The sequence below is a fragment of the Tenacibaculum sp. AWR4_210 genome, assembly GCF_056160945.1.
In genome coordinates this window covers 437,704-459,444 of record NZ_JBSWYF010000002.1, presented here as the reverse complement: position 1 = coordinate 459,444, position 21,741 = coordinate 437,704, and the positions used below count along the sequence as shown (strand labels likewise).

The 21,741-nt window shown below is 40.2% G+C and carries 19 protein-coding genes; 9 read left to right on the top strand and 10 right to left on the bottom strand.

What is annotated here, in order from left to right:
- Positions 1-90 precede the first annotated feature (90 nt).
- From ACXAG7_RS05485 to ACXAG7_RS05470, 4 genes are all read right to left on the bottom strand, one after another.
- Positions 91-1,917, bottom strand: coding sequence for a NupC/NupG family nucleoside CNT transporter (locus tag ACXAG7_RS05485; RefSeq protein ID WP_408042195.1), 1,827 nt, complete (start codon positions 1,915-1,917; stop codon positions 91-93).
- A gap of 21 nt (positions 1,918-1,938) precedes the next feature.
- Positions 1,939-2,541 (bottom strand): bifunctional nuclease family protein, encoded by a 603-nt coding sequence (locus tag ACXAG7_RS05480; protein ID WP_408042194.1) that lies wholly within the window; start codon positions 2,539-2,541, stop codon positions 1,939-1,941.
- 154 nt (positions 2,542-2,695) lie between these two features.
- On the bottom strand, positions 2,696-3,649 hold the full coding sequence (locus ACXAG7_RS05475) for an electron transfer flavoprotein subunit alpha/FixB family protein (protein ID WP_408042193.1): 954 nt from the start codon (positions 3,647-3,649) through the stop codon (positions 2,696-2,698).
- Positions 3,650-3,705: 56 nt separating this feature from the next.
- Entirely contained in the window at positions 3,706-4,446 is a 741-nt protein-coding gene (locus ACXAG7_RS05470; RefSeq protein WP_408042192.1) for an electron transfer flavoprotein subunit beta/FixA family protein, read from the bottom strand.
- 234 nt (positions 4,447-4,680) lie between these two features.
- Here ACXAG7_RS05470 and ACXAG7_RS05465 point away from each other — a divergent pair, with 234 nt between their 5' ends.
- The 5 genes from ACXAG7_RS05465 (at position 4,681) to ACXAG7_RS05445 (ending at position 12,058) form a co-directional block, all read left to right on the top strand.
- Positions 4,681-5,394, top strand: coding sequence for a class I SAM-dependent methyltransferase (locus ACXAG7_RS05465; RefSeq protein WP_476666212.1), 714 nt, complete (start codon positions 4,681-4,683; stop codon positions 5,392-5,394).
- A gap of 63 nt (positions 5,395-5,457) precedes the next feature.
- Complete coding sequence (locus tag ACXAG7_RS05460; RefSeq protein ID WP_408042190.1) at positions 5,458-6,438, top strand: pyruvate dehydrogenase complex E1 component subunit beta; 981 nt, start codon at positions 5,458-5,460, stop codon at positions 6,436-6,438.
- 80 nt (positions 6,439-6,518) lie between these two features.
- Positions 6,519-9,047, top strand: a complete 2,529-nt coding sequence (locus ACXAG7_RS05455) for a DUF5686 family protein (protein ID WP_408042189.1) — start codon at positions 6,519-6,521, stop codon at positions 9,045-9,047.
- A gap of 103 nt (positions 9,048-9,150) precedes the next feature.
- Positions 9,151-9,678 (top strand): inorganic diphosphatase, encoded by a 528-nt coding sequence (locus ACXAG7_RS05450; protein WP_408042188.1) that lies wholly within the window; start codon positions 9,151-9,153, stop codon positions 9,676-9,678.
- 109 nt (positions 9,679-9,787) lie between these two features.
- Positions 9,788-12,058, top strand: a complete 2,271-nt coding sequence (locus tag ACXAG7_RS05445; protein WP_476666211.1) for a sodium-translocating pyrophosphatase — start codon at positions 9,788-9,790, stop codon at positions 12,056-12,058.
- Positions 12,059-12,088: 30 nt separating this feature from the next.
- On the opposite strand, the gene ACXAG7_RS05440 is transcribed toward ACXAG7_RS05445, so the two are convergent.
- From ACXAG7_RS05440 to ACXAG7_RS05425, 4 genes are read right to left on the bottom strand one after another with little or no spacing between them, the layout of a single operon-like run.
- On the bottom strand, positions 12,089-12,943 hold the full coding sequence (locus ACXAG7_RS05440) for a 5-oxoprolinase subunit C family protein (RefSeq protein WP_476666210.1): 855 nt from the start codon (positions 12,941-12,943) through the stop codon (positions 12,089-12,091).
- Complete coding sequence (gene pxpB, locus ACXAG7_RS05435) at positions 12,936-13,655, bottom strand: 5-oxoprolinase subunit PxpB (RefSeq protein WP_476666209.1); 720 nt, start codon at positions 13,653-13,655, stop codon at positions 12,936-12,938. Before pxpB ends, ACXAG7_RS05440 begins: the two co-directional genes overlap by 8 nt.
- The gene (gene pxpA, locus ACXAG7_RS05430; protein WP_476666208.1) at positions 13,642-14,397 is read right to left on the bottom strand and encodes a 5-oxoprolinase subunit PxpA; all 756 of its coding nucleotides are present in this window, start codon (positions 14,395-14,397) and stop codon (positions 13,642-13,644) included. Before pxpA ends, pxpB begins: the two co-directional genes overlap by 14 nt.
- Positions 14,391-15,614, bottom strand: a complete 1,224-nt coding sequence (locus ACXAG7_RS05425) for an Nramp family divalent metal transporter (protein ID WP_408042183.1) — start codon at positions 15,612-15,614, stop codon at positions 14,391-14,393. The genes pxpA and ACXAG7_RS05425 overlap by 7 nt, the downstream gene beginning before the upstream one ends.
- 116 nt (positions 15,615-15,730) lie before the next feature.
- On the opposite strand from ACXAG7_RS05425, the gene ACXAG7_RS05420 reads away from it, so the two are divergent.
- The 4 genes from ACXAG7_RS05420 (at position 15,731) to ACXAG7_RS05405 (ending at position 21,263) form a co-directional block, all read left to right on the top strand.
- A complete protein-coding gene (locus ACXAG7_RS05420; protein WP_476666207.1) occupies positions 15,731-17,035 on the top strand; it encodes an anthranilate synthase component I family protein in 1,305 nt (434 codons plus the stop codon).
- A 91-nt stretch (positions 17,036-17,126) separates the two neighbouring features.
- Complete coding sequence (locus ACXAG7_RS05415; RefSeq protein WP_476666206.1) at positions 17,127-17,948, top strand: lysophospholipase; 822 nt, start codon at positions 17,127-17,129, stop codon at positions 17,946-17,948.
- 4 nt (positions 17,949-17,952) lie between these two features.
- Complete coding sequence (tilS, locus tag ACXAG7_RS05410) at positions 17,953-19,278, top strand: tRNA lysidine(34) synthetase TilS (protein ID WP_476666205.1); 1,326 nt, start codon at positions 17,953-17,955, stop codon at positions 19,276-19,278.
- A gap of 11 nt (positions 19,279-19,289) precedes the next feature.
- Positions 19,290-21,263, top strand: coding sequence for a protein-disulfide reductase DsbD family protein (locus ACXAG7_RS05405; RefSeq protein WP_476666204.1), 1,974 nt, complete (start codon positions 19,290-19,292; stop codon positions 21,261-21,263).
- Positions 21,264-21,337: 74 nt separating this feature from the next.
- Here the strand turns inward: ACXAG7_RS05405 and ACXAG7_RS05400 are convergent, their stop codons facing one another.
- Complete coding sequence (locus ACXAG7_RS05400) at positions 21,338-21,496, bottom strand: hypothetical protein (protein ID WP_408042178.1); 159 nt, start codon at positions 21,494-21,496, stop codon at positions 21,338-21,340.
- Positions 21,497-21,552: 56 nt separating this feature from the next.
- A complete protein-coding gene (locus tag ACXAG7_RS05395) occupies positions 21,553-21,720 on the bottom strand; it encodes a hypothetical protein (RefSeq protein ID WP_408042177.1) in 168 nt (55 codons plus the stop codon).
- Between the last annotated feature and the right edge of the window lie 21 nt (positions 21,721-21,741).

Sequence of the window (21,741 nt, the reverse complement as noted above, 5' to 3'; positions counted from 1 at the left end):
ACTACTGCTTCGCGTTGACTATTTACCGTGTAAAAATAAAAAAGCTTCAATAGAACCTATTGAAGCTTTTAAAAATATATTCAAAAGTTATTAACCAATGATCATCCCTGCAATTGCAGCAGACATCAACGATGCCAAGGTACCACCAATTAACGCTTTCATTCCAAATTCAGACAGGACTTTTCGCTGTCCTGGTGCCAGTGATCCAATTCCTCCAATTTGTATTCCAATGGAAGCAAAATTGGCAAATCCACACAGCATATACGTCGCCATAATCACTGACTTATTATAAGTCAAATGCGTAGCACTTGCGGCATTCTTCAACTCTGCCAACTGCGTATATCCAACAAATTCACTTGCTGCTAACTTAATTCCTAACAACTGACCCATCAAGGCCATGTCTTCACTAGCCACACCGATTAACCACATCAATGGTGCAAACAAATACCCAAGTATAAACTGCAATGACAGCTCTTTGTACACCGTATTTGCTGCAATCAATTCATTTAACGAGGTAAAGTGCCAATTGAATCGCTCAATTCCATCAAAACCACCAATTCCTCCTAAAATACCATTGATCATGGCAATAAAGGCAATAAACACCAATAACATGGCTCCAACATTCATCGCTAACTGCAATCCTTCAGTCGTTCCGTTTGCAATTGCGTCTAATACATTTGATCCAATTTTATCTTGCGATACCTGAACATCGGTATTTACTTCTTCCGTTTGAGGGTGGAGTATTTTAGAAATCACAATGGCTCCTGGTGCAGCCATTACTGAAGCGGCTAATAAATGCTTTGCATAAAACAAGCGCAACGCTTCATCATCACCTCCTAAAAATCCGATATACGCTGCCAATACAGCTCCTGCAACTGTTGCCATACCACCGATCATTACCAACAGCATCTCAGAGCGATTCATCTTTTCTAAATACGCCTTAATCAATAAAGGGGCTTCGGTTTGACCCAAGAAAATATTTCCTGCTACCGACAAGCTCTCTGCTCCTGAAATCTTTAAGGTTTTACTGAGCAACCAAGCCATTACTTTTACCACTTTTTGAATAATCCCTAAGTAGAATAACAGGGACGTTAAGGCAGAAAAGAAAATAATGGTAGGCAGTACTTGAAAAGCGAAAATAAACCCAAAAGTATTCATATCAGAAATCAAGCCTTTAAACAAGAACTCACTACCTGCTTGGGTAAACTCTAAGATCTGAACAAATCCTTTTCCAACGAAATCAAAGATGTCGGAAACAAACCCTAGGTCCAATCGGTAATCACCGATATTAAAACCGATGTCTTTACCCTTTAAAATCGTCACTGCGATAACGAGTTGGATTCCCAATCCGAGTCCTACAGTTTTCCAGTCAATTCCTTTGCGATTTGAACTAAACAAAAAAGCGAACAACAACAGTGAAGCCATTCCTAGTACTCCTCGTAAAAAGCCCGTCATGGTAAACCCTTGACTCGCTATAATTTCAGCCTTTGTAGGCGTTGTTTTTGGAGTAGCTTCCTGGGTAGTATCTTTATCTTTGGTCACCACAGGAGTTGTCACTGTTTTTGTACTATCTTTAACAGCGAATGCATACAATACATTTCTCTCAGACAACACCAAGCTATCTTGGGTACATTTGGTAATATTGTAATACCTCACTGTATCTTTTGGCTGCGAGTAGTTAAATATTAATAAATTGTTTTGGCGGATATAAGTTCCGGTAGCCTTTAAATTGTCTTTTGCCTTTAACTCATAGTTAAAAACTCCGTTTGACAACTCAAAGAAATCGTTTTCGTTGACATCAACTAATTGATTACCTTCTAGGTTGGTAATTGATAAAAAATCCCACTTCTTCTCAATACTTTGCCCAAAAGTGAGCACACTCATACAAAGCATTAAAAACACTAATACCTTCTTCATTATTCTAGGTTAAAATTAAGGTTACGATCGTTTACTAATTTCGTCTCTAATTTTGGCTGCTAGCTCGTAATCCTCATTCACAACAGCCTCATTTAATTGGTTTTGAAGTTCTGATAGCGACAATTTCGCAAAAGAACTTTCTTCTGCTTCGTCTTCGAACGTCAATTCGAATTCATCTTCATCATCACTAGCCTCATCTAGGTCATCTTCAATCTTTAAATAGATTCCTGCCTTGTCCAAAATATTCTCATACGTGAATATAGGTGCCTGAAAACGCACGGCCAACGCAATAGCATCAGAAGTACGTGTATCAATTACCTCCTCTTCTCCATCGCGTTCACAAATTAAACTCGAGAAAAACACTCCATCCACTAACTTGTGAATGATGACTTGTTTTACTTGAATAAAAAAGCGGTCTGCAAAAGTTTTGAAAAGGTCATGGGTCAAAGGTCTCGGGGGTCTGATTTCCTTCTCTAGGGCTATAGCAATTGACTGAGCCTCAAAAGCTCCGATGATAATAGGTAAAGTTCTGGTACCTTCAAGTTCACTCAAAACGAGCGCATAGGCTCCACTCTGAGTTTGACTATAAGATATCCCTTTAATGGTTAGTTTAATTAGACTCATGTATCTTCATAAAAATAACAAAAAGGCTGTCTAACTTAGGCTTTTTGATAAGTTTTAGACAGCCTTTTTTAAGTGGGCACAATTTACTAAAAAATTATGGCTTGTTTTTCATTTTCTTAAAAAAAGAAAATGTAAGTTGTTATTTACAGTGAAATTACCCTTGTTTGAAGGCTTTCAATTTCTCTACTAATTGCGGAACAACCTCAAAAGCATCTCCTACGATTCCGTAGTCAGCAGCTTTAAAGAAAGGCGCTTCCGGATCGTTGTTGATTACTACTTTTACTTTTGAAGCATTGACTCCTGCTAAGTGCTGAATCGCTCCTGAAATACCAACAGCAATATACAAGTTAGACGCTACTGGTTTACCCGTTTGTCCTACGTGTTCACTGTGAGGTCTCCATCCTAAATCCGATACTGGCTTTGAACAAGCAGTCGCTGCACCTAAAACATCAGCTAACTCCTCGAGCATGCCCCAGTTTTCTGGTCCTTTCAATCCACGTCCTCCTGAAACCACTACATCTGCATCTGCAATAGTTACTGTTCCAGTCGCTTTACTGATTTCTTGTGAACTCACTCCTAATTCAGGTAAGCTTGCATCAAAAGACTCCACTGCACCTGAAACTGCTGCTTCGTGTGCTCCGTACGAGTTTTTAGCAACACCTACTACCTTTACCTCTGTAGAGATCTCAGTATTGTTAAATCCTTTGTTAGAAAATGCTTTACGCTTCACCACAAACGGTGCCGTTGACGAAGGCAATGCCACTACATTTGATGCGTATCCTGCCTCTAAACCTACCGCTACGAGTGGTGCCACAGTTAACCCGTCAACACTAGAATCGATCACGACTACTTTTGCTCCTTTAGCTTCCGCTACTTGCTTGATGATCGCTGCATATCCTTTTGCATTGAAAGATGCTAAATCATTTTTAACCTCTACTACTGTTTCTGCTCCGTATGCGTATAACTCTGAAGCATCTCCTCCATTAATAGTTAAAACTACTGATGAAGTACCTAGTTGCTCTGCAACCTTTTTTCCGTATGAAACAACTTCAAAAGCTGTTTTTTTAAATTTTCCTTCCGATGAATCGGCAAAAACTAATACAGACATATTTTATATTTTTTTGCTAATCGACCAATAGCCAATCAGTAATGTTATTAAATTAATTAAATGGCTTTGGCCTCGTTGTGTAATAAATCGATTAACTCGTCTACTGAGTCTACTAACTTAACCGCTCCTTTCTCTGCTGGCTTCTCAAAAGTTTTCGTCAAAGAAGCTGCTGCAGCTCCAGTAGGCTCCACAACTGCTAATGGCTTTTTACGCGCCATCATAATCCCTCTCATGTTAGGAATACGTAAATCTTTCTCTTCAACGATCCCTTTCTGACCTGCTACTACCATCGGCAATGAAGAAGATACTTTTTCTTCACCTCCGTCAATCTCGCGCTCTAAAGTTACATTAGATCCTTCTACTTCAACACCAACACATCCATTCACAAAGTTAAAATCGACCATTGACGCCAACATTCCAGGTACCATTTGACCATTGTAGTCTGCTGATTCCTTTCCTGCCAATACTAAATCATACCCTCCTTCTTTTACAACAGCTGCCAATTCCTTAGCTACCATCATTCCATCAGTAGGTACAGCGTTTACGCGAATAGCATCATCCGCTCCAATTGCCAAAGCTTTACGCAACGTTGGCTCTGTAGAAGCATCTCCTACGTTTACAACAGTTACCTTAGCTCCTTGCTTTTCCTTGAACCACATAGCACGTGTTAAACTAAACTCGTCATATGGGTTGATTACAAATTGTACCCCATTTGTATCAAACTTAGTATCGTTCTCCGTGAAGTTAATTTTCGAAGTGGTATCAGGTACATGACTGATACATACTAATATTTTCATATATTGTTATTTTTAAGAAATCTTATTTTTGTCCGACGAAGTTACGGATTTTTTTTAAATTTACTATGCGTGCATAATAAATTATTTTCTCTTTTTTCCCGATATCCATACATTTACGCAATAAAACCCCTTTACGATTACATTAAATTGAAAAAAAGCCTCAAAAAACTTATAAAATATCTACACCTACTTCCACTGATGGAAGTCGTACATTTTAGATATCTGCTCCTTAAAATGAGGAAAAAGAATCGCGCTTTTACCACGGCACACCCCACAGTGAGTTTACCGCCCCCATTTTATATTTATGAAACTTATGGTTTGGACTATCACAATTACTATTATGGAGGACAAAAAACTGCAGAATGGATAGCGGCTAAGATACGCGAATTCAGTACGACCACCACGCCAAAGATTTTAGATTGGGGCTGTGGTTCAGGAAGAGTCCTTCGTCACCTACCTACGGCGTATCCTTCGGGCAATGTGTTTGGTGCTGATTACAATGCGAACTACGTAGCATGGTGTCAACAACACTTAACGAATTGCGAGGTCGTCAAAAATGACCTAGTACCGCCAATCCGCTTCGAAGATTCCTTTTTTGATGCTGTTTATAGCATTTCTATTTTCACCCACCTCTCTGAAACCAATCACGAACGTTGGATGGGAGAACTGAGCAGACTCACCAAGTCATCAGGAGTCGTCATTATCAGTACGCACGGCAAGTCATTCTTATCCAAACTTTCCACCGAAGAACAGCAACGCTACCTCAATGGACAGCTCGTTGTTCACTCTTATAAAGTAGAAGGGAATCGTTTATACGCCGCCTATCAGCCTCCAAAATACTTTCAAAAACTCGCTGTAAAACACCACTTCCAAGTACTAGAACACCTTGAAAATCCAAGTATTAAGGGAAGACCACAGCAAGATATATGGATTTTAAGAAAAATCTAACCTTTACTTTACAGGTATTTTTATTACTTTTGCAATCTTGATAAACAACTACTTATAAAACGTATGAAAACAGTACAATTTAGAGAGGCCGTTTGCGAAGCAATGAGTGAAGAAATGCGCAAAGATGAAAGCATTTACTTGATCGGTGAAGAGGTTGCTGAGTACAATGGTGCTTACAAAGCTAGTAAAGGTATGCTAGACGAGTTTGGACCAAAGCGTGTAATTGATGCTCCTATTGCTGAATTAGGTTTTGGAGGAATTGCTGTTGGTTCGGCAATGAACGGAAACCGTCCTATTGTTGAATATATGACCTTCAACTTCTCTCTTGTAGGGATTGATCAAATCATCAACAATGCGGCAAAAATAAGACAAATGAGTGGCGGTCAATTTAACTGTCCAATCGTATTCAGAGGTCCTACTGCATCAGCAGGGCAATTAGCAGCAACCCACTCTCAAGCTTTTGAAAGCTGGTATGCAAACTGTCCAGGATTAAAAGTAATTGTACCTTCAAATCCTTACGATGCGAAAGGATTATTAAAGGCTGCTATCCGTGATGACGATCCAGTAATCTTTATGGAGTCAGAGCAGATGTACGGAGATAAAATGGAAATTCCAGAAGGAGAATACATCATCCCAATCGGTGTTGCTGACATCAAAAGAGAAGGAAGTGATGTGACTGTAGTATCTTTCGGAAAAATCATAAAAGAAGCTTATAAAGCTGCTGACGAACTTGCTAAAGAAGGTATTTCAATTGAAATTATCGATTTGCGTACAGTACGTCCTATGGATCACAAAACAATTTTAGAATCTGTTAAGAAAACCAACAGATTAGTTGTTTTAGAAGAAGCATGGCCTTTTGGTAGTGTTGCTTCTGAGATTACTTTTAGAGTACAAGACGAAGCATTTGATTACTTAGATGCTCCGATTAAAAGAATTACTACTGCTGATACACCAGCACCGTATTCTCCAGTACTTCTAGAGAAATGGTTACCTAATTACAACGATGTTATTACAGCTGTAAAAGAGGTAATGTACCTAAAATAAGAAATTTGAAATTGAAAAGATAACTACGAAATCCTTTTAACCTGAATTGGTTAAAAGGATTTTCAAGTGATAAGGAATTAATGATGCACCGGATATTATACTTGTTATTACTGATTGCTAGCTCAGTACACGCCCAGTTAACACTCAAAGGGAAAGTGGTCGATGAATTTGACAATCCTTTACCTTATGTTAATGTATCATTGCAAAACACTAACTTCGGGACAACCACAGATGACGATGGTCGTTTTTTTCTCAAAACAAAAAAATACAGAGGAACTCTAGAGGTATCTTTTGTTGGATTTGAGACTCAAACCATCCGCGTCAATCAAAAAACAAAATACCTCAATATTGTTTTAAAGGAAGAGTCTGATCAGTTAGATGAAGTAGTGGTAATATCCAAACCCAAAAAACGCTTAAAGAAAAAGGAAAACCCAGCGTATAAGATTTTAAAGGAAGTTTGGAAGCGCAAGCGAAAATTAGGTTTAAACAAAGTTTCTCACTACCAGTACAAAAAACACACTGCTATTGAAATTGGTTTAAACAACTTAGATACCTTGTTTTTAAAAAGTATCTTTAAAAAGAATTACGACCGAGAAATTAAACAGGTTCGTTATGACAATGACGGGATAAATTACTACATCCCCGTTTACCTCAATGAAAACGTTACTAAAGTCTACGGAGACAATACGAGAGCTATCGTCCGTGAAGACATTGAGGCTGAAAAAGAAGAAGGACTCGGAGCCCAAGGTTTCGTTTTTGACCGTATGTCAAATACCTTCCAAAATGTTGATATCTTTAGAAACAACATCACCCTACTGCAAAAGTCGTTTGTAAGTCCGATTTCATCAAATGGATTTGCTACGTATGATTACGTACTTTACGACAGTATCGTAGAAAACAAAAAGAAGCTCTACAATATCTACTTTTTCCCGAGACGTGACGGTGATTTGGCTTTCCAAGGGAACATGTGGATTGCCGATGGGAACTACTCCATAAAGAAAATAAAAATGCGCGTGCATCCAAGTATCAACTTAAACTTCGTACGTGCCTTGAGTTTTGAAAAAGAATTTGAGGTAAAAAACGACAGTATTTACTTGCCAACGCGCAATGCCTACGATGGTGATTTTACCTTAGTAGACAAAAATGAGAGCAACAAAGGGTTGACCATCAAAAAAACGGTAACTTTTGAAAATTACCTGTTAGATCATCCTAAACCCGCTGCCTTTTACAGTCAGAAAATAGAGAAAATACGTCCTGATCAATTTCAACGCGACAGTACCTATTGGACCGAAAAAGGAACCATTGCTCCTAAAGAAACCTACAACTTGATTCAAACGGTAAAGAAGAAGAAAAAAATCAAGAATATTACCGGGTTTATCAATACCATTGCCAATGGGTATTTCAATACCGGACTCGGCATTCAGTTTGGACCATTCTGGACTGTTTTTGCAAATAACCAAGTAGAAGGATTCCGAACTAAATTAGGCTTTAGAACTTTTAAGACCAAAGACGATCGCTTCCGTATGAACGGACACGTAGCCTACGGTTTTAAGGACAAAAAGTTCAAATACGGCTTGGAAGGACGTTATTTACTTTCGTATCAGCCGAGAATTGCCGTTGGTTTAGGATATCAGAACGATATAGAGCAACTCGGAAGTACCCTGCTAAACACTACACAACTTCTTGGAAACAGCTTTGGTACCACTGCACTTTTCAATCGTGGTGACAACTTTTTCCTTTCAAAAGTTCACAAGATAGCAGCTAATTTTGATTACCAGATAAAGTTAAATTTACACGTTGGATTTAATTTGACGCATTCGAGAATACGATCGGCATCTCCGGCGCATTTCTCGACGAGTTACTTGGATAACCAAGGAAAGCTACAGTCGAACATCGTCGATGTAAGCTCTGATGTGTACCTATCGTATACACCGGGACGATTTGTATACGGATTGGGTGTTGAACGAAGATTTGGACGAAACATCTTCCCTACTTTTGTATTGAATTATCGAAGAGGATACAAAGGACCGTTCAACGGAACCCACAGCTATCACAAAATTCAATTCAAATACGCCCAGCCTATTTTATTAGGAGAATTAGGACTATTAGACGCTACCATTGAAGGAGGAAAAACCTTTGGAGAAGTACCCGTAGCCCTGTTAAATCCGGTGCCAGCCAACCAATCGTTTTCGTTAGTAAAAAACACGTTTGCCTTACTCAACTACTATGATTTTGTAACAGACACCTATGCCGCTACGCATTTAGAGCATCATTTTAATGGATTTATTTTTAACAGAATTCCGTTGTTAAAAAAGCTAAAGTTACGAAGCTTGCTAACCTTTAGAGCTGCTTACGGAAGTATCTCTGATGCGAACAGAGCCATCAACGACGGGGTCGTAAACCGCGCAGGAACTGCCAATATTTTGTACAATACCCCGAGTAAAATGTACTACGAATACGGAGTGGGTATCGAGAATATCGGTTACGGAAACTTGCGTTTTTTACGAATTGACGCCATCTGGAGAAGTAATTACACCCCTCCAAACGGATCGTTTATCAACCCTACACCGAAGTTTGCCATCCGCATCGGAATCAGACCGGGCTTGTAACCATACATTTAACCCTAAAATAACGAGCAATAATAGGACATAACTATGAAAAAATGCCTACTTTTGCCTTCCGATTTTAGAATAGATATAGTACGTTAATAATATGACTGCAAAAGAAAGAAAAACAGTAGACGTTTTAATAGAAATACCAAAAGGTAGTAGAAATAAATATGAATACGATTTTGATTTAGGAAAGATTCGTTTTGACAGAATGCTTTTCTCTTCAATGATGTATCCTGGTGATTACGGTTTTATTCCTCAAACTTTAGCGTTAGATGGTGATCCATTAGACGTATTGGTATTAGGAGCTGAGCCTACATTCCCAATGTGTGTAATGGAAGTGAAGCCGATTGGAGTATTCCACATGGCTGACGAAAAAGGACCAGACGAAAAGATCGTTTGTGTACCTGTATCAGATCCTATCTGGAATAAATACAACGATTTAAGCGATTTAAACCCACACCGTAAAGACGAAATCACACACTTCTTCCAAGTGTACAAAGACCTTGAAAAGAAGAAAGTTGATGTAGGAGATTGGGGTGATGCTAATGAAGCTTACGACATTTTACAAAAATGTTTAGATCGTTACGAAGCGAGTGAACACAAAGCAAACGCTGACTTTACTATTTAATTTTTAGCGTTCACAATACAAAAAAACTCTTAGGGCTCCCTAAGAGTTTTTTTATTACCCACTGATTTAGTTATATTTACCTAACTATAACTAATCAAAAAATTTAAACATGAAACAAAACATGATGTTCGTGCCAATCATTTTGGCATTACTAGGACTCGTTTTTATGTATGTAAAAATGATATGGGTAAAAAAGCAAAACGCAGGAAGTGACAAAATGCAATCCATATCCAAAAGCATCAAGGAAGGAGCTCTCGCATTTTTGGCAGCAGAATACCGCTTACTACTCATCTTTGTCGCCATTGCCTCAGTTGCTTTATTCGGAATTTCTCAAATTGTAAGTACTACCAGCGTAATGATTGTACCGGCTTTTGTGATTGGAGCGATTTTTTCGGCCCTTGCAGGAAACATCGGTATGCGCATCGCCACCGATGCTAACGCCCGCACCGCTGAAGCTGCAAAAACCAGCCTACCCCAAGCACTGCAAGTATCTTTTGGCGGTGGAACCGTTATGGGGCTCGGTGTTGCCGGTTTGGCCGTACTCGGATTGAGCTTGTTCTTCTTAGTTTTTGTCCAACAGTTTATCACCGAGGGAGGTAATTTCTACCAAGAAATGACCGTTGTGCTAGAAGCTCTTGCCGGTTTCTCACTAGGTGCTGAATCCATTGCGCTCTTCGCCAGAGTTGGTGGAGGTATCTATACCAAAGCAGCTGATGTAGGAGCCGATTTAGTGGGTAAAGTAGAAGCCGGAATTCCAGAGGACGACCCTCGAAATCCCGCGACTATTGCCGATAATGTAGGTGATAATGTAGGTGATGTTGCAGGAATGGGAGCCGATTTATTTGGCTCATACGTAGCTACAGTACTCGCGGCCATGGTTTTAGGAAACTACCTCATCAGAGACATGTCTGCTACGACACCTTTTACGGACGATTTTAATGGAATGGGACCTATTTTACTGCCCTTGGTTATTGCAGGAGTAGGAATTGTCGCTTCAATAATCGGTACTTTCCTCGTAAAAATTAAAAATAACGACGCCAAAGAGGCACAGGTTCAGAAAGCACTGGACACCGGTAACTGGGTAGCTATTATTATTACCTTAATTGCCAGCTTCTTTTTAATCGATTGGATGCTCCCCGAAACACTCTATATGAACTTTTTTGGAGTTGGAATCCAAGAAGTAGCCGCTATCAATGTGTTTTGGGCTGCCTGTATCGGATTGGCCGTCGGAGCACTTATTTCAATGGTTACCGCTTACTATACTAGTCTCGGAAAAAAACCCGTGCTACAGATAGTACAAAACAGTGCTACTGGAGCCGGAACCAATATCATCGCCGGATTAGCAGTCGGGATGAAATCTACGTTCCTCTCTGTGCTATTGTTCGCAGCAGCCATTTATGGCTCGTACTACTTTGCCGGTTTTTACGGTGTAGCACTCGCTGCTTCGGCCATGATGGCCACCACCGCAATGCAATTGGCTATTGACGCCTTCGGACCTATTGCCGATAACGCAGGAGGAGTTGCCGAAATGAGTGAGCTCGAAGACCACGTTCGAGAACGAACGGATATCCTTGACTCTGTTGGAAACACCACCGCAGCTGTAGGGAAAGGTTTTGCCATCGCTTCTGCCGCACTAACTGCCTTGGCACTATTCGCAGCCTATGTTACTTTTACTGGAATTGACGGTATCAACATATTTAAAGCCGATGTACTCGCCGCATTGTTTGTAGGAGGTATGATTCCGGTCATTTTCTCAGCACTCGCGATGCAATCAGTAGGTAAAGCCGCCATGGAAATGGTCCACGAAGTACGAAGACAATTCCGTGAAATTCCAGGAATTATGGAAGGAACCGGTGAACCTGAATACGCGAAATGTGTTGATATTTCAACCAAGGCTGCCCTCAAAGAAATGCTGTTACCCGGACTTATTACCATCATTACTCCTATTGTGATCGGCCTCTTATTTGGTGCGGAGCCACTAGGAGGATATATGGCAGGAGTTTGTGTTTCTGGAGTGATGTGGGCTATTTTCCAAAACAATGCCGGAGGAGCCTGGGATAATGCCAAAAAATCATTTGAAGCTGGAGTAGAAATCAACGGAGAAATGACTTATAAAGGTTCTGACGCACACAAAGCGGCAGTTACTGGAGATACCGTTGGAGACCCTTTTAAAGACACCTCTGGTCCCTCTATGAACATTTTAATAAAACTCACCTGTTTGGTCGGATTGGTGATTGCTCCAATCCTTGGAAATCACGGTGAACACACACAACACGCTCAGAAAGCCAATACCATCCACTGCAAGCCTAAAAAGCACGCTAAATGTAAGCACCATCACGCAGTAAAACATCGATCAACAAAGAAAATAGCGCAACAATAAAAACCTAAAACCTCGACCTAAGTCGGGGTTTTATTTTTGAATTACAAAGCGAATCGCTGTTCCGATAGGCCGTTGTGCTAATCGATTAATTGCCGAATCCGACAACTGTAAAACGCGTGGATAACCTCCGGTCACCTGGGCATCACGCATTAAAACTATCAAGCCTCCTCCAGGTGTCAATTGTACCGTTCCTGGAAGTACTCCCGAGGTTTGAATAGCCGGTAAATTGTTCACTATCAGCTCGCGTAAACGATACCCCATCCGGTTACTTTCTGAGGTAATGGTAAACCAGGTGCTCTGTAACTGCTCTTGCTGTGACCTACTCAACAGATCGTATTCAACCCCTTTAAAAGCCCTTATAAAGTGGCTATCATCTGCTTCACCGTACTTTATTCTTGACCTTAGAGGTACAAAAACTTCCTCCTTTGTCCGCTTGCACTTCAAATCAAATCGCATTCCCTTACTAAGCCTATCATGTGCAGTAATCCCTCGATACCAGCTGGCACTTCCCATAATTTTTGGTAGTTTTAAGCCTCCTTCAAAAGCGATATAGGCCCGAAAACCACTTTTGAGCTTCCCCAGTCGCAACTGTTGTCCGGCTGTGGCCATCGTATAGCTATGCATTCGTACTGCTTCTGTATCCAGCTTCGCCGTGTAATCAGCTCCCGTAATACAAAAACCAATATCGCTGTTAAATTGCATCGCAAAGCCCCCCATACAGATTTCAAAAACTGGTTCATTGGGATGATTCCCCACCAATAAATTTGCCCATTGCATGGCTTCCAAATCCATGGCTCCGGATACGGGAACTCCAAAATTACGATAGCCTGACCTTCCTTGGTCTTGTACCGAACTAGCAATTCCTCCCGCTAATACTTCAATCATAACGCATCGAATTTAAACAGTCTAAAGGAGTCTCCAGCCACCGTTTCTCGAGTTGACCATACTCCGCTAAGGTCACTGGTTTCATACGAATCGTATCACCAGGACTGCAAAAACATGGAGGATCTACTTTTGGATTAAACAGGCTTACAGGCGTTCTACCTATCAATTGCCAGCCTCCAGGGCTCTCAGAAGGATACATCCCCGTTTGGTTCCCTCCAATTCCTACAGCTCCTTTTGGTACCTTTGTTCTCGGAGTGGCTCTTCGCGGCATGGCTAGCTGCTCATCCAATCCTTCCAAATAGAGAAAACCCGGTAAAAAACCGATAAAACGCACCTGATACGTCACCTCACTGTGCAGCTGAACAATGGTATCGATACTGAGACCGAGCAAATTACTTGCTTCTCGTAAATCAACACCAAAAATAGGATCGTAGCAGACGGGAATATCCCAATGTCTTTTGCTGAGTACCACAGAAGTTTCACAGGCCTCACAGCATTTCTTTACACTATCCATCAATTCACGTTCGACCACTATTGACTTTTCGAACACTACTAGCAAACTCTGGTAAGACAATACTACTTCATCGATCTTCCACAGAAATACGGTTTCGAGTTGTTGCTTTATCGCAACCATAGTCGCCAACAGATCGTCTTGCGCTGTAGGCCATTCGATCAAAACTGCCCGATCACCAAATAATTTATACCTCATCATTCTTCGCTAAATATACATTGCGATTCGCTAAAGCAGCAACCGTATAATGCAATACCTCTACTACTTCTTTTGTATCACTGTGGAAACAGTACGTATCTGCGTGTAAGCTTTTAAATTCTCCAGAGATGACTTGCACCAATTGCCGCTCATAAATACTCAAAACCTGAGCAAATACTGCTTCTGGACTTGTCAAAAGCGCTTGATGCTGACTTCTTGACACCAATTGAACGTCGGCATCATACCTCCTATCTGCAAATGCCTCTTTCACGACTGCCACTCCCGCCTCTTCAGCACTTTTAGCGAGTTCCGACTGCATAGGCGCGTACAATTTCACATCGTTGCCTAACTCCAAAACCGCATCAACTACTACCACAGCAGTTTTCTTATCCACTGCTGCCAAGTTGTACAAGGCACCATGAGGTTTTACGTGGTATAAAGGAACTCCGGCAACTGCACAACGATTGCACAAGGCTTCCAGTTGTCTTTGTAAACTGGACAACAGGGCCTCTGGCTTCATCGGAAGTACTTTTCGACCAAAGTTTTCCACATCTGGAAAAGAGGGGTGCCCTCCTACCTTCACCCGATGTTCTTTTGCTAATTGAAGTACGGCATCCATACTTTCCTGATTTCCTGCATGGCCACCACAAGCAATATTACAAGAAGAAAGTAACGGAAACAACGAGGGCTCATTACCAACACCTTCTCCCACATCACAATTGATATCAATTTGTTTTCTTACCATAGTCCTAGCACGCTTACAATACTCTTAACTCCCAAAAATACCGATGTTAGTAAAATCAGTCCTCCCATAAAATTCTGCCATCTAGAATTTCGATGTTCTCCTAATAGTTGTCGTTGATTCACCATCCACAACAACACGGCCACAATTACTGGTAGGAGTATTCCATTGGCAATTTGTGCAAACCGAATAATCAAAATGGGTTCAAATCCAATCGTAGAAAACACGACTCCTAGCAGGACAATAACCAGCCATACCCATCGAAATTTCCGAGACTGCAAACCAGCATTCCATCCTAAGCAACCGTTGACTACGTACGCAGCGGCCAAGGGGGCTGTAATTGCCGAAGTCACTCCAGCCGCTACCAAACCTATTGCCAACAAATAGGTGGCAAAATCGCCAAAGACCGGACGAAGGCTCTCTGCCAAATCCATAACCGTTTCAACACCTGAACTTTCTACAGCTGAGGCCGCTATTACGATCGCCATGGAAACAATTCCTCCCAATGAAATGGCAATAACCGTATCCCAACGAGCTGCTTTCAAAAAGGAAGCACCTTTCCACTTCTCGCTAACCAAGGAGGCGTGTAAAAACAAATTATACGGCACAATGGTAGTTCCGATCAATCCGACGAGGGTCCACAGTGCTCCATCGGGCAATGAAGGGAGGGCTATTCCAGACAACAAAGCGGTAATCGAAGGACGGATAACTATCGCTGTCAAGATAAAAGCTACGCTCATAATTCCTACGGCAACCATGAGAATTCGCTCTAATATTTTATAGTTCCCTACCCATAAAACAAGGACCACCAAACCTCCTACAACCACACTCCAAACATTCAACAAGCTAGTTCCTAGCTGCAACTTTTGCACACCAAAAAGCACTTCCAAACCAACGATTGCTCCACTGATATTACCAGCCTCATACGCTGCGTTTCCTATTACAATGGCCACCAAAATCAAGACGACCAAAAACCGTTGTAATCCTTTAGATTGCAACTCAGTGGTTACCAAGCTCGCAATACCTTTTCCGGTGATTATACCCAATCTAGCGGCCATTTCCTGTAAAACTATAGTCGCGAGCATGGCGAGTACCAATACCCAAAGCAGTTCTAATCCGAACTCAACTCCGGCCGTAGAACAAAGCGTTACGGTTCCAGGCCCTATAAAAGCTGCCGCAATCAACGTGGCAGGTCCTGTTTTTTTTATCCATTGCATCATAGTGATCGTATTTGCATTAAAAATAGCAAAAAAGAACGGGCTACTTTACCTGAGTTCAAATCGAAATAAAAGGAAAGCGCTTCCATTTAAATCTCGTTTCTTATTTTTGCCCAGTAATGAGGGTAGTTCGGAATTTTTCAATTGATCAAATAGAAGTTTTTAAACACAAACTTTTCCAGTGGTCACAGCAATTTGAAACGGTAGTGTGGTTGGATTCTAATCAACATCAGCAACAGTACGGATCGTTTGACTGTGCGTTGGCTATAGAAGAATTTACCTCAATTAAAACAGATTATTTTAACGGCTTTGAGAAACTCAAAGAGTACCAATCGCATACAAAAGATTACCTCTTTGGCTATATCTCCTACGATGTTAAAAACGATATTGAAAAATTGCATTCCAAAAACTTCGATGGGCTGCAATTTCCCGATTTATTTTTTTTCCAACCGCAAAAACTCATTTTCATCAAAGGTGACCAAGTGACCTTTCACTACTTACAGCACGTTGACGACGAGTTGGAAGAGGACTTTGAAGAGATTATCGAATATCATCCTGTGGTTACTCCTGAACCAGCAACTAGCGATCCTGTAAAAATTAAACTCAGGATGCACAAAGATGAATACCATCAAAAGGTTCGCACGGTATTAGACCACATCCATAGAGGAGATATTTACGAAGCCAATTTTTGCCAGGAATTTTACGCAGAAAATCAAACGATAAATCCTTACAGGTTGTATCATGAGCTCAATAAAATATCGGAAGCTCCCTTTGCTACATTTTTTAAGCGAGATGATCTCTTTTTGCTCTCGGCAACACCAGAACGCTATTTGAGAAAAGAAGGTATTAAAGTTATTTCGCAACCGATTAAAGGGACTGCAAAACGCCTAATTAACCCTGTTGAAGACGAAAAATTAGCTTTTGACTTAGCAAGGGATACAAAAGAACGAGCAGAGAACATCATGATTGTCGACCTTGTTCGCAATGATTTATCGCGAACGGCTATCAAAGGTAGTGTCCATGTCGAGGAACTCTGTAAGGTATATACCTTTAAACAAGTACATCAAATGATTTCGACTATCTGTTCTGAAATCAACCCATTAACAACACACCCCGTTGATATTATTAAAGATACCTTTCCAATGGGAAGCATGACTGGAGCCCCTAAAATTTCTGCTATGGAAATTATAGAAAACCTCGAAGAAACCAAACGAGGACTCTATTCTGGTACCGTTGGCTATTTTACTCCTGAGGGCGATTTTGACTTTAACGTAGTGATCAGAAGTATCCTATACAATGAAACACTGCGCTATATTTCGTATTCTGTAGGGAGTGCTATCACGGCAAAGTCTACTCCAGAACGCGAATACGAAGAATGCCTTTTAAAAGCTAAGGCTATGAAATACGTTTTACAAAACTCTTAGTTTTTAAGTATATTTACTTCAACTAAAATCCAACACTGTCTTTTGGTTTGCCCCAAAAGCACCCAAAGACACTCAAAGAACGAAAAACGCGATGACACATCAAGAAGGAAGCTTCACTTATCAGCAGACTGAATTTTACACACAATATTGGACTCCTACTACGGCCCGAGCAGTTGTACTCCTCATTCACGGAATGGGTGAACATTCTGGTCGCTACGCACACGTAGCTCATAAGTTGGTCGACAGCGGATATGCCGTGATGGCCTTTGACCACTTTGGTCATGGAAAAACCAAAGGAAAAAGAGGACATAATCCAGGGTATACCTATGTTTTAGGAAGTATTGCCATGCTCATCGAACAGGCCAAGGAGACCTTTGGGGCTCTTCCTATGTTTCTGTACGGACATTCTATGGGAGGAAATGCAGTAATTAACTTTGTGCTCAGAAATCAGCCTGACTTGCAGGGAGCTATTGCAACCAGTCCATTTTTAAAACTCGCTTTTCAACCACCAGCATGGAAATTAACCCTCGGAAAAGTCATGCAAAAAATCGCTCCATCGATTACCCTTGGTAATGAATTGGATGCCAATGACATTTCTCGTATCCCAGAGGAAGTGGCTAACTATCAAAACGATCCTTTAGTACACGACAAAATTAGTCCAAACTTCTCCCTATCATTTATCGACAGTGGTGCCTGGGCTATTGAAAATGGGCAACAACTTCAACTCCCTATGTTAGTTTTGCACGGAACAGATGACAAAATTATTGACTGTAAGGGAAGTGAGGCCTTTGCTAGTAAAACAGCCTTAGCCAGTTTTAAATCGTACCCAGGTGGATATCACGAACTCCACAATGATTTGTGTCAGGACGAACTGATTCAGGACATTATTACATGGTTAGACAAACAGGTTTAGGTTGATGCTTTTAGAATTTTCAAAAATTTTAAACGACAAATTTCCTTTTCTCAAAGGAAGCAAACTGCTACTCGCTGTTTCTGGTGGCTTAGACAGTGTCGTACTTACGCAGCTATTCAAAAAACTGGAATACGACATCAGCATTGCACACTGTAACTTTCAATTACGCGGTATTGAAAGTGATTTAGACGATCACTTTGTCAACCAGCTCGGCATTTCCTTAGAAATACCAGTATACACCAAACGTTTTGATACCGAAAAATATGCAAGTGAACACAAGACTTCCATACAGTTGGCGGCAAGAGAACAGCGCTATCGGTGGTTTCAAAAAGTTTTAACGCTGCACAACTTAGACTATATTATTACGGCTCATCACGCAGATGACAACCTCGAAACCGTACTTATTAACCTGACAAGGGGCACGGGTTTGGACGGTTTACTCGGCATTCCAGCCGTTAATGACAACATCGTCAGACCGATGCTCGATTTCTCGAGAGAAACTATTTTTGACTATGCCAGCACAGCTCAAATTGTATGGCGAGAAGACAAAAGCAATGCGGAAATCAAATACCAGAGAAATAAAATCCGCCATCGTGTAATTCCCATTTTAAAAGAATTAAACCCAAAGGTCTTAAACAACGTTATCAATACCCAAAATCACCTAAAAGAAGCGCGTCAAATCATCCGTGATCGCATGGCTACTGTCGCTGAAAAAGCCCTGATTACTGAGGGGGACCTCATCAAGATAAACATACTAGAAATCAAAAAACTACAGCATCCAAAAGCCTACCTCTACCCCTTACTAAAGGACTATGGATTTACGGAATGGAACGATGTAATTCAATTATTAAACGCACAAAGTGGTAAGCTAATTACAACAAAATCACACACATTGCTAAAAGACAGAGATTTTTTATTACTTTTACCGTCTGATAAATTCGCAGCAACTGAAAACCAAGAAATTAAGATAGACAGTTCACTATCAGAGATTAAGGCACCTGTGAATTTATTATTTAAAAACGTTCAAAAAACAACATCTTTAGACAAAAATTCTATTTATGTTGACAAAAATTTACTAAATTACCCCCTAACTTTGCGTAAGTGGAGGCAAGGCGATCTTTTTTATCCTGTTGGGATTAAGGGTAAAAAGAAGCTCAGTAAATATTTTAAAGACGAGAAATTATCAATAATTGAAAAACAACAAGTTTGGTTGCTTTGTTCAGGCAATAACGAAATAATTTGGGTACTTGGAAAACGACAAGACAGGCGTTTTAAAGCCTCAAATGAAACAACCGACATAATGCAAATAAGTATATATCAACCCCTGTAAACTATTATAGAATGAAAAAACTCTTTACTCTAATTTTATTTTTTATAGGTTTCGTTACTTTCTCCCAGACGGATGACAATCCGCTCTTGGTGACTCCTATAGTTGAAAAAGTATCTGATACTGAATATGATTTAATATTTGAGATCGTAATTGCTGAAGATTGGCATTTGTATTCTCAGTACAACCCAGAAGACGCTTCATTACCGATGACCATCACTCCTGCAGAAGGACAAGCTGGTTATACTTTAAGTGGTAAAGCAAAAGAAAGCGAAACTGAAACGGAATTCAGTGAAATTTGGGGAAAAGATGAAATTTTCTTCGTCGAAGAAGCGCGTTTAGTACAGCGTATTACCGTGAGTGATCCTTCACTTACTCAAATTACCCTTAACTTAGATGCACAGGTTTGTAAAGAATACTGTTTGCCTTTTGACGAAGACTTTACCTTCTCTTTAACTGGAGAAGAAGTAGCACAAACAGTTGCTCAAGTAGATGAACACAGTGAAAAATTATCGGAAGATCTCAAATTAGATTTGAAGAACACGATCATGTTACAATCTACAACCAACAAAGAAACTGACAAAGAAGACAGTAGCTTACTCAATATATTCTTATTAGGATTTGTAGGAGGATTGTTAGCCTTTTTAACACCTTGTGTATTTCCAATGGTACCATTAACTGTATCGTTCTTTACGAAGAGAACTGAGCAGAAAGGAAAAGGAATTGGTAGTGCTGTATTGTACGGATTTTTTATCGTATTAATCTACGGTTTATTAAGTGTACCTTTCCATTATTTAGATACTTTAGATCCTGAAATTTTAAATAATATCTCTACGAACATCTGGTTGAATTTATTCTTCTTCGTAGTCTTGATTTTCTTTGCAGGATCGTTCTTTGGATTGTACGAGATTGCCTTACCGAGCTCTTGGAGTAGCAAAGCAGATAGCGCTTCAGGTATTGGAGGGGTTTTAGGAATTTTCTTTATGGCATTGACTTTAGCCATTGTTTCATTCTCATGTACAGGACCTATTTTAGGTTCGTTATTAGCAGGTTCGTTATCATCTAATGGAGGTGCTATGCAGTTAACTGCTGGGATGACAGGATTTGGAGCGGCATTAGCCTTACCTTTTGCATTGTTTGCATTATTCCCAAAATGGTTAAAAACTTTACCAAAATCAGGAAGCTGGTTGAATACAGTAAAAGTAGTTTTAGGATTCTTAGAATTAGCTTTCGCTTTCAAATTCTTATCAAATGCTGATTTAGTAGGTCACTGGAACTTATTAAAGAGAGAAGTATTTATCGGTATCTGGGCCTTGTTAGCCTTCTTAATGGCCTTGTACTTATTCGGGTTCATCGGTAAGAAATACGGTAAAATCTCGATGTTTAGAATCCTTTTAGGAGTACTAGCCTTAGGTGTTGCTGTGTACTTAGCTCCTGGAGTTTTAGAAAAACCATCGTGGAATCAAAGTAAATTGTTAAGTGGATTTGCTCCACCACAGTTCCACAGTATCTATAAAAAAGGAGATAGCCAGTGTCCACTCAACCTGAACTGTTTTAAAGATTGGGATGAAGGAGTTGCCTATGCAAAATCAGTAAACAAGCCAATTTTATTAGACTTTACTGGATGGGCATGTGTAAACTGTAGAAAGATGGAAGAAAACATCTGGAGTCAACCAGAAGTATACGAGGTATTAAATAACGACTACGTATTGATTTCACTTTACGTTGACGATCACCAGAGAATGTTACCTGAGGACGAGCAATTCGATTATATCAAACCAAATGGTAAGATCAAGAGAATTAGAACTTATGGTGATAAGTGGGCAACCTTACAGATTGCGAACTTTAAAACTGCTTCTCAGCCATTTTACGTGTCTCTTAGCCCTGATTTAGAGGTATTAAATAGACCAGAGCAGTACACAGATAAAGACAGCTATTACAAGTGGTTAAAAGACGGATTAGACAGGTATAAAGCCAGTAGTAAATAAACCGCACTAACCGTAAATAATATAGAAAGCCTCTCCAATGGAGAGGCTTTTTTGTATGGATATGTTTGCAGTCACTATTGTAAACGCAATGCGCACTCTCTTTCGGCACACTGGCGTCCAAACTCTACACACACAGGACTCCCTGGTGGCTTACATTGCTTTCTTCCACCATTGATCGTGCGTTGTTCTTCTCTCTTTAGTTGTTTTCCTAAATTTAAAATTTGATGTTTCATGTTATTGTAGTTTAACGTTATTATTGTAAAATCGGAGTCCTTGCCCAGTATCAGTATTAGTCTTCTATACCCAATACAAAAGCACACTCCCACTCAGAACAATGACGTCCAAAATCAATACATACTTCACTCCAGCGAGGTTTGCATTGTTTTCTTCCTCCATTGATTTGCAATTGCTCCTTTTTTTGGAGCGCTTTCCCTAGATTTAAAACTTGTTTTTTCATTTTTATATAAATTAATGGTTA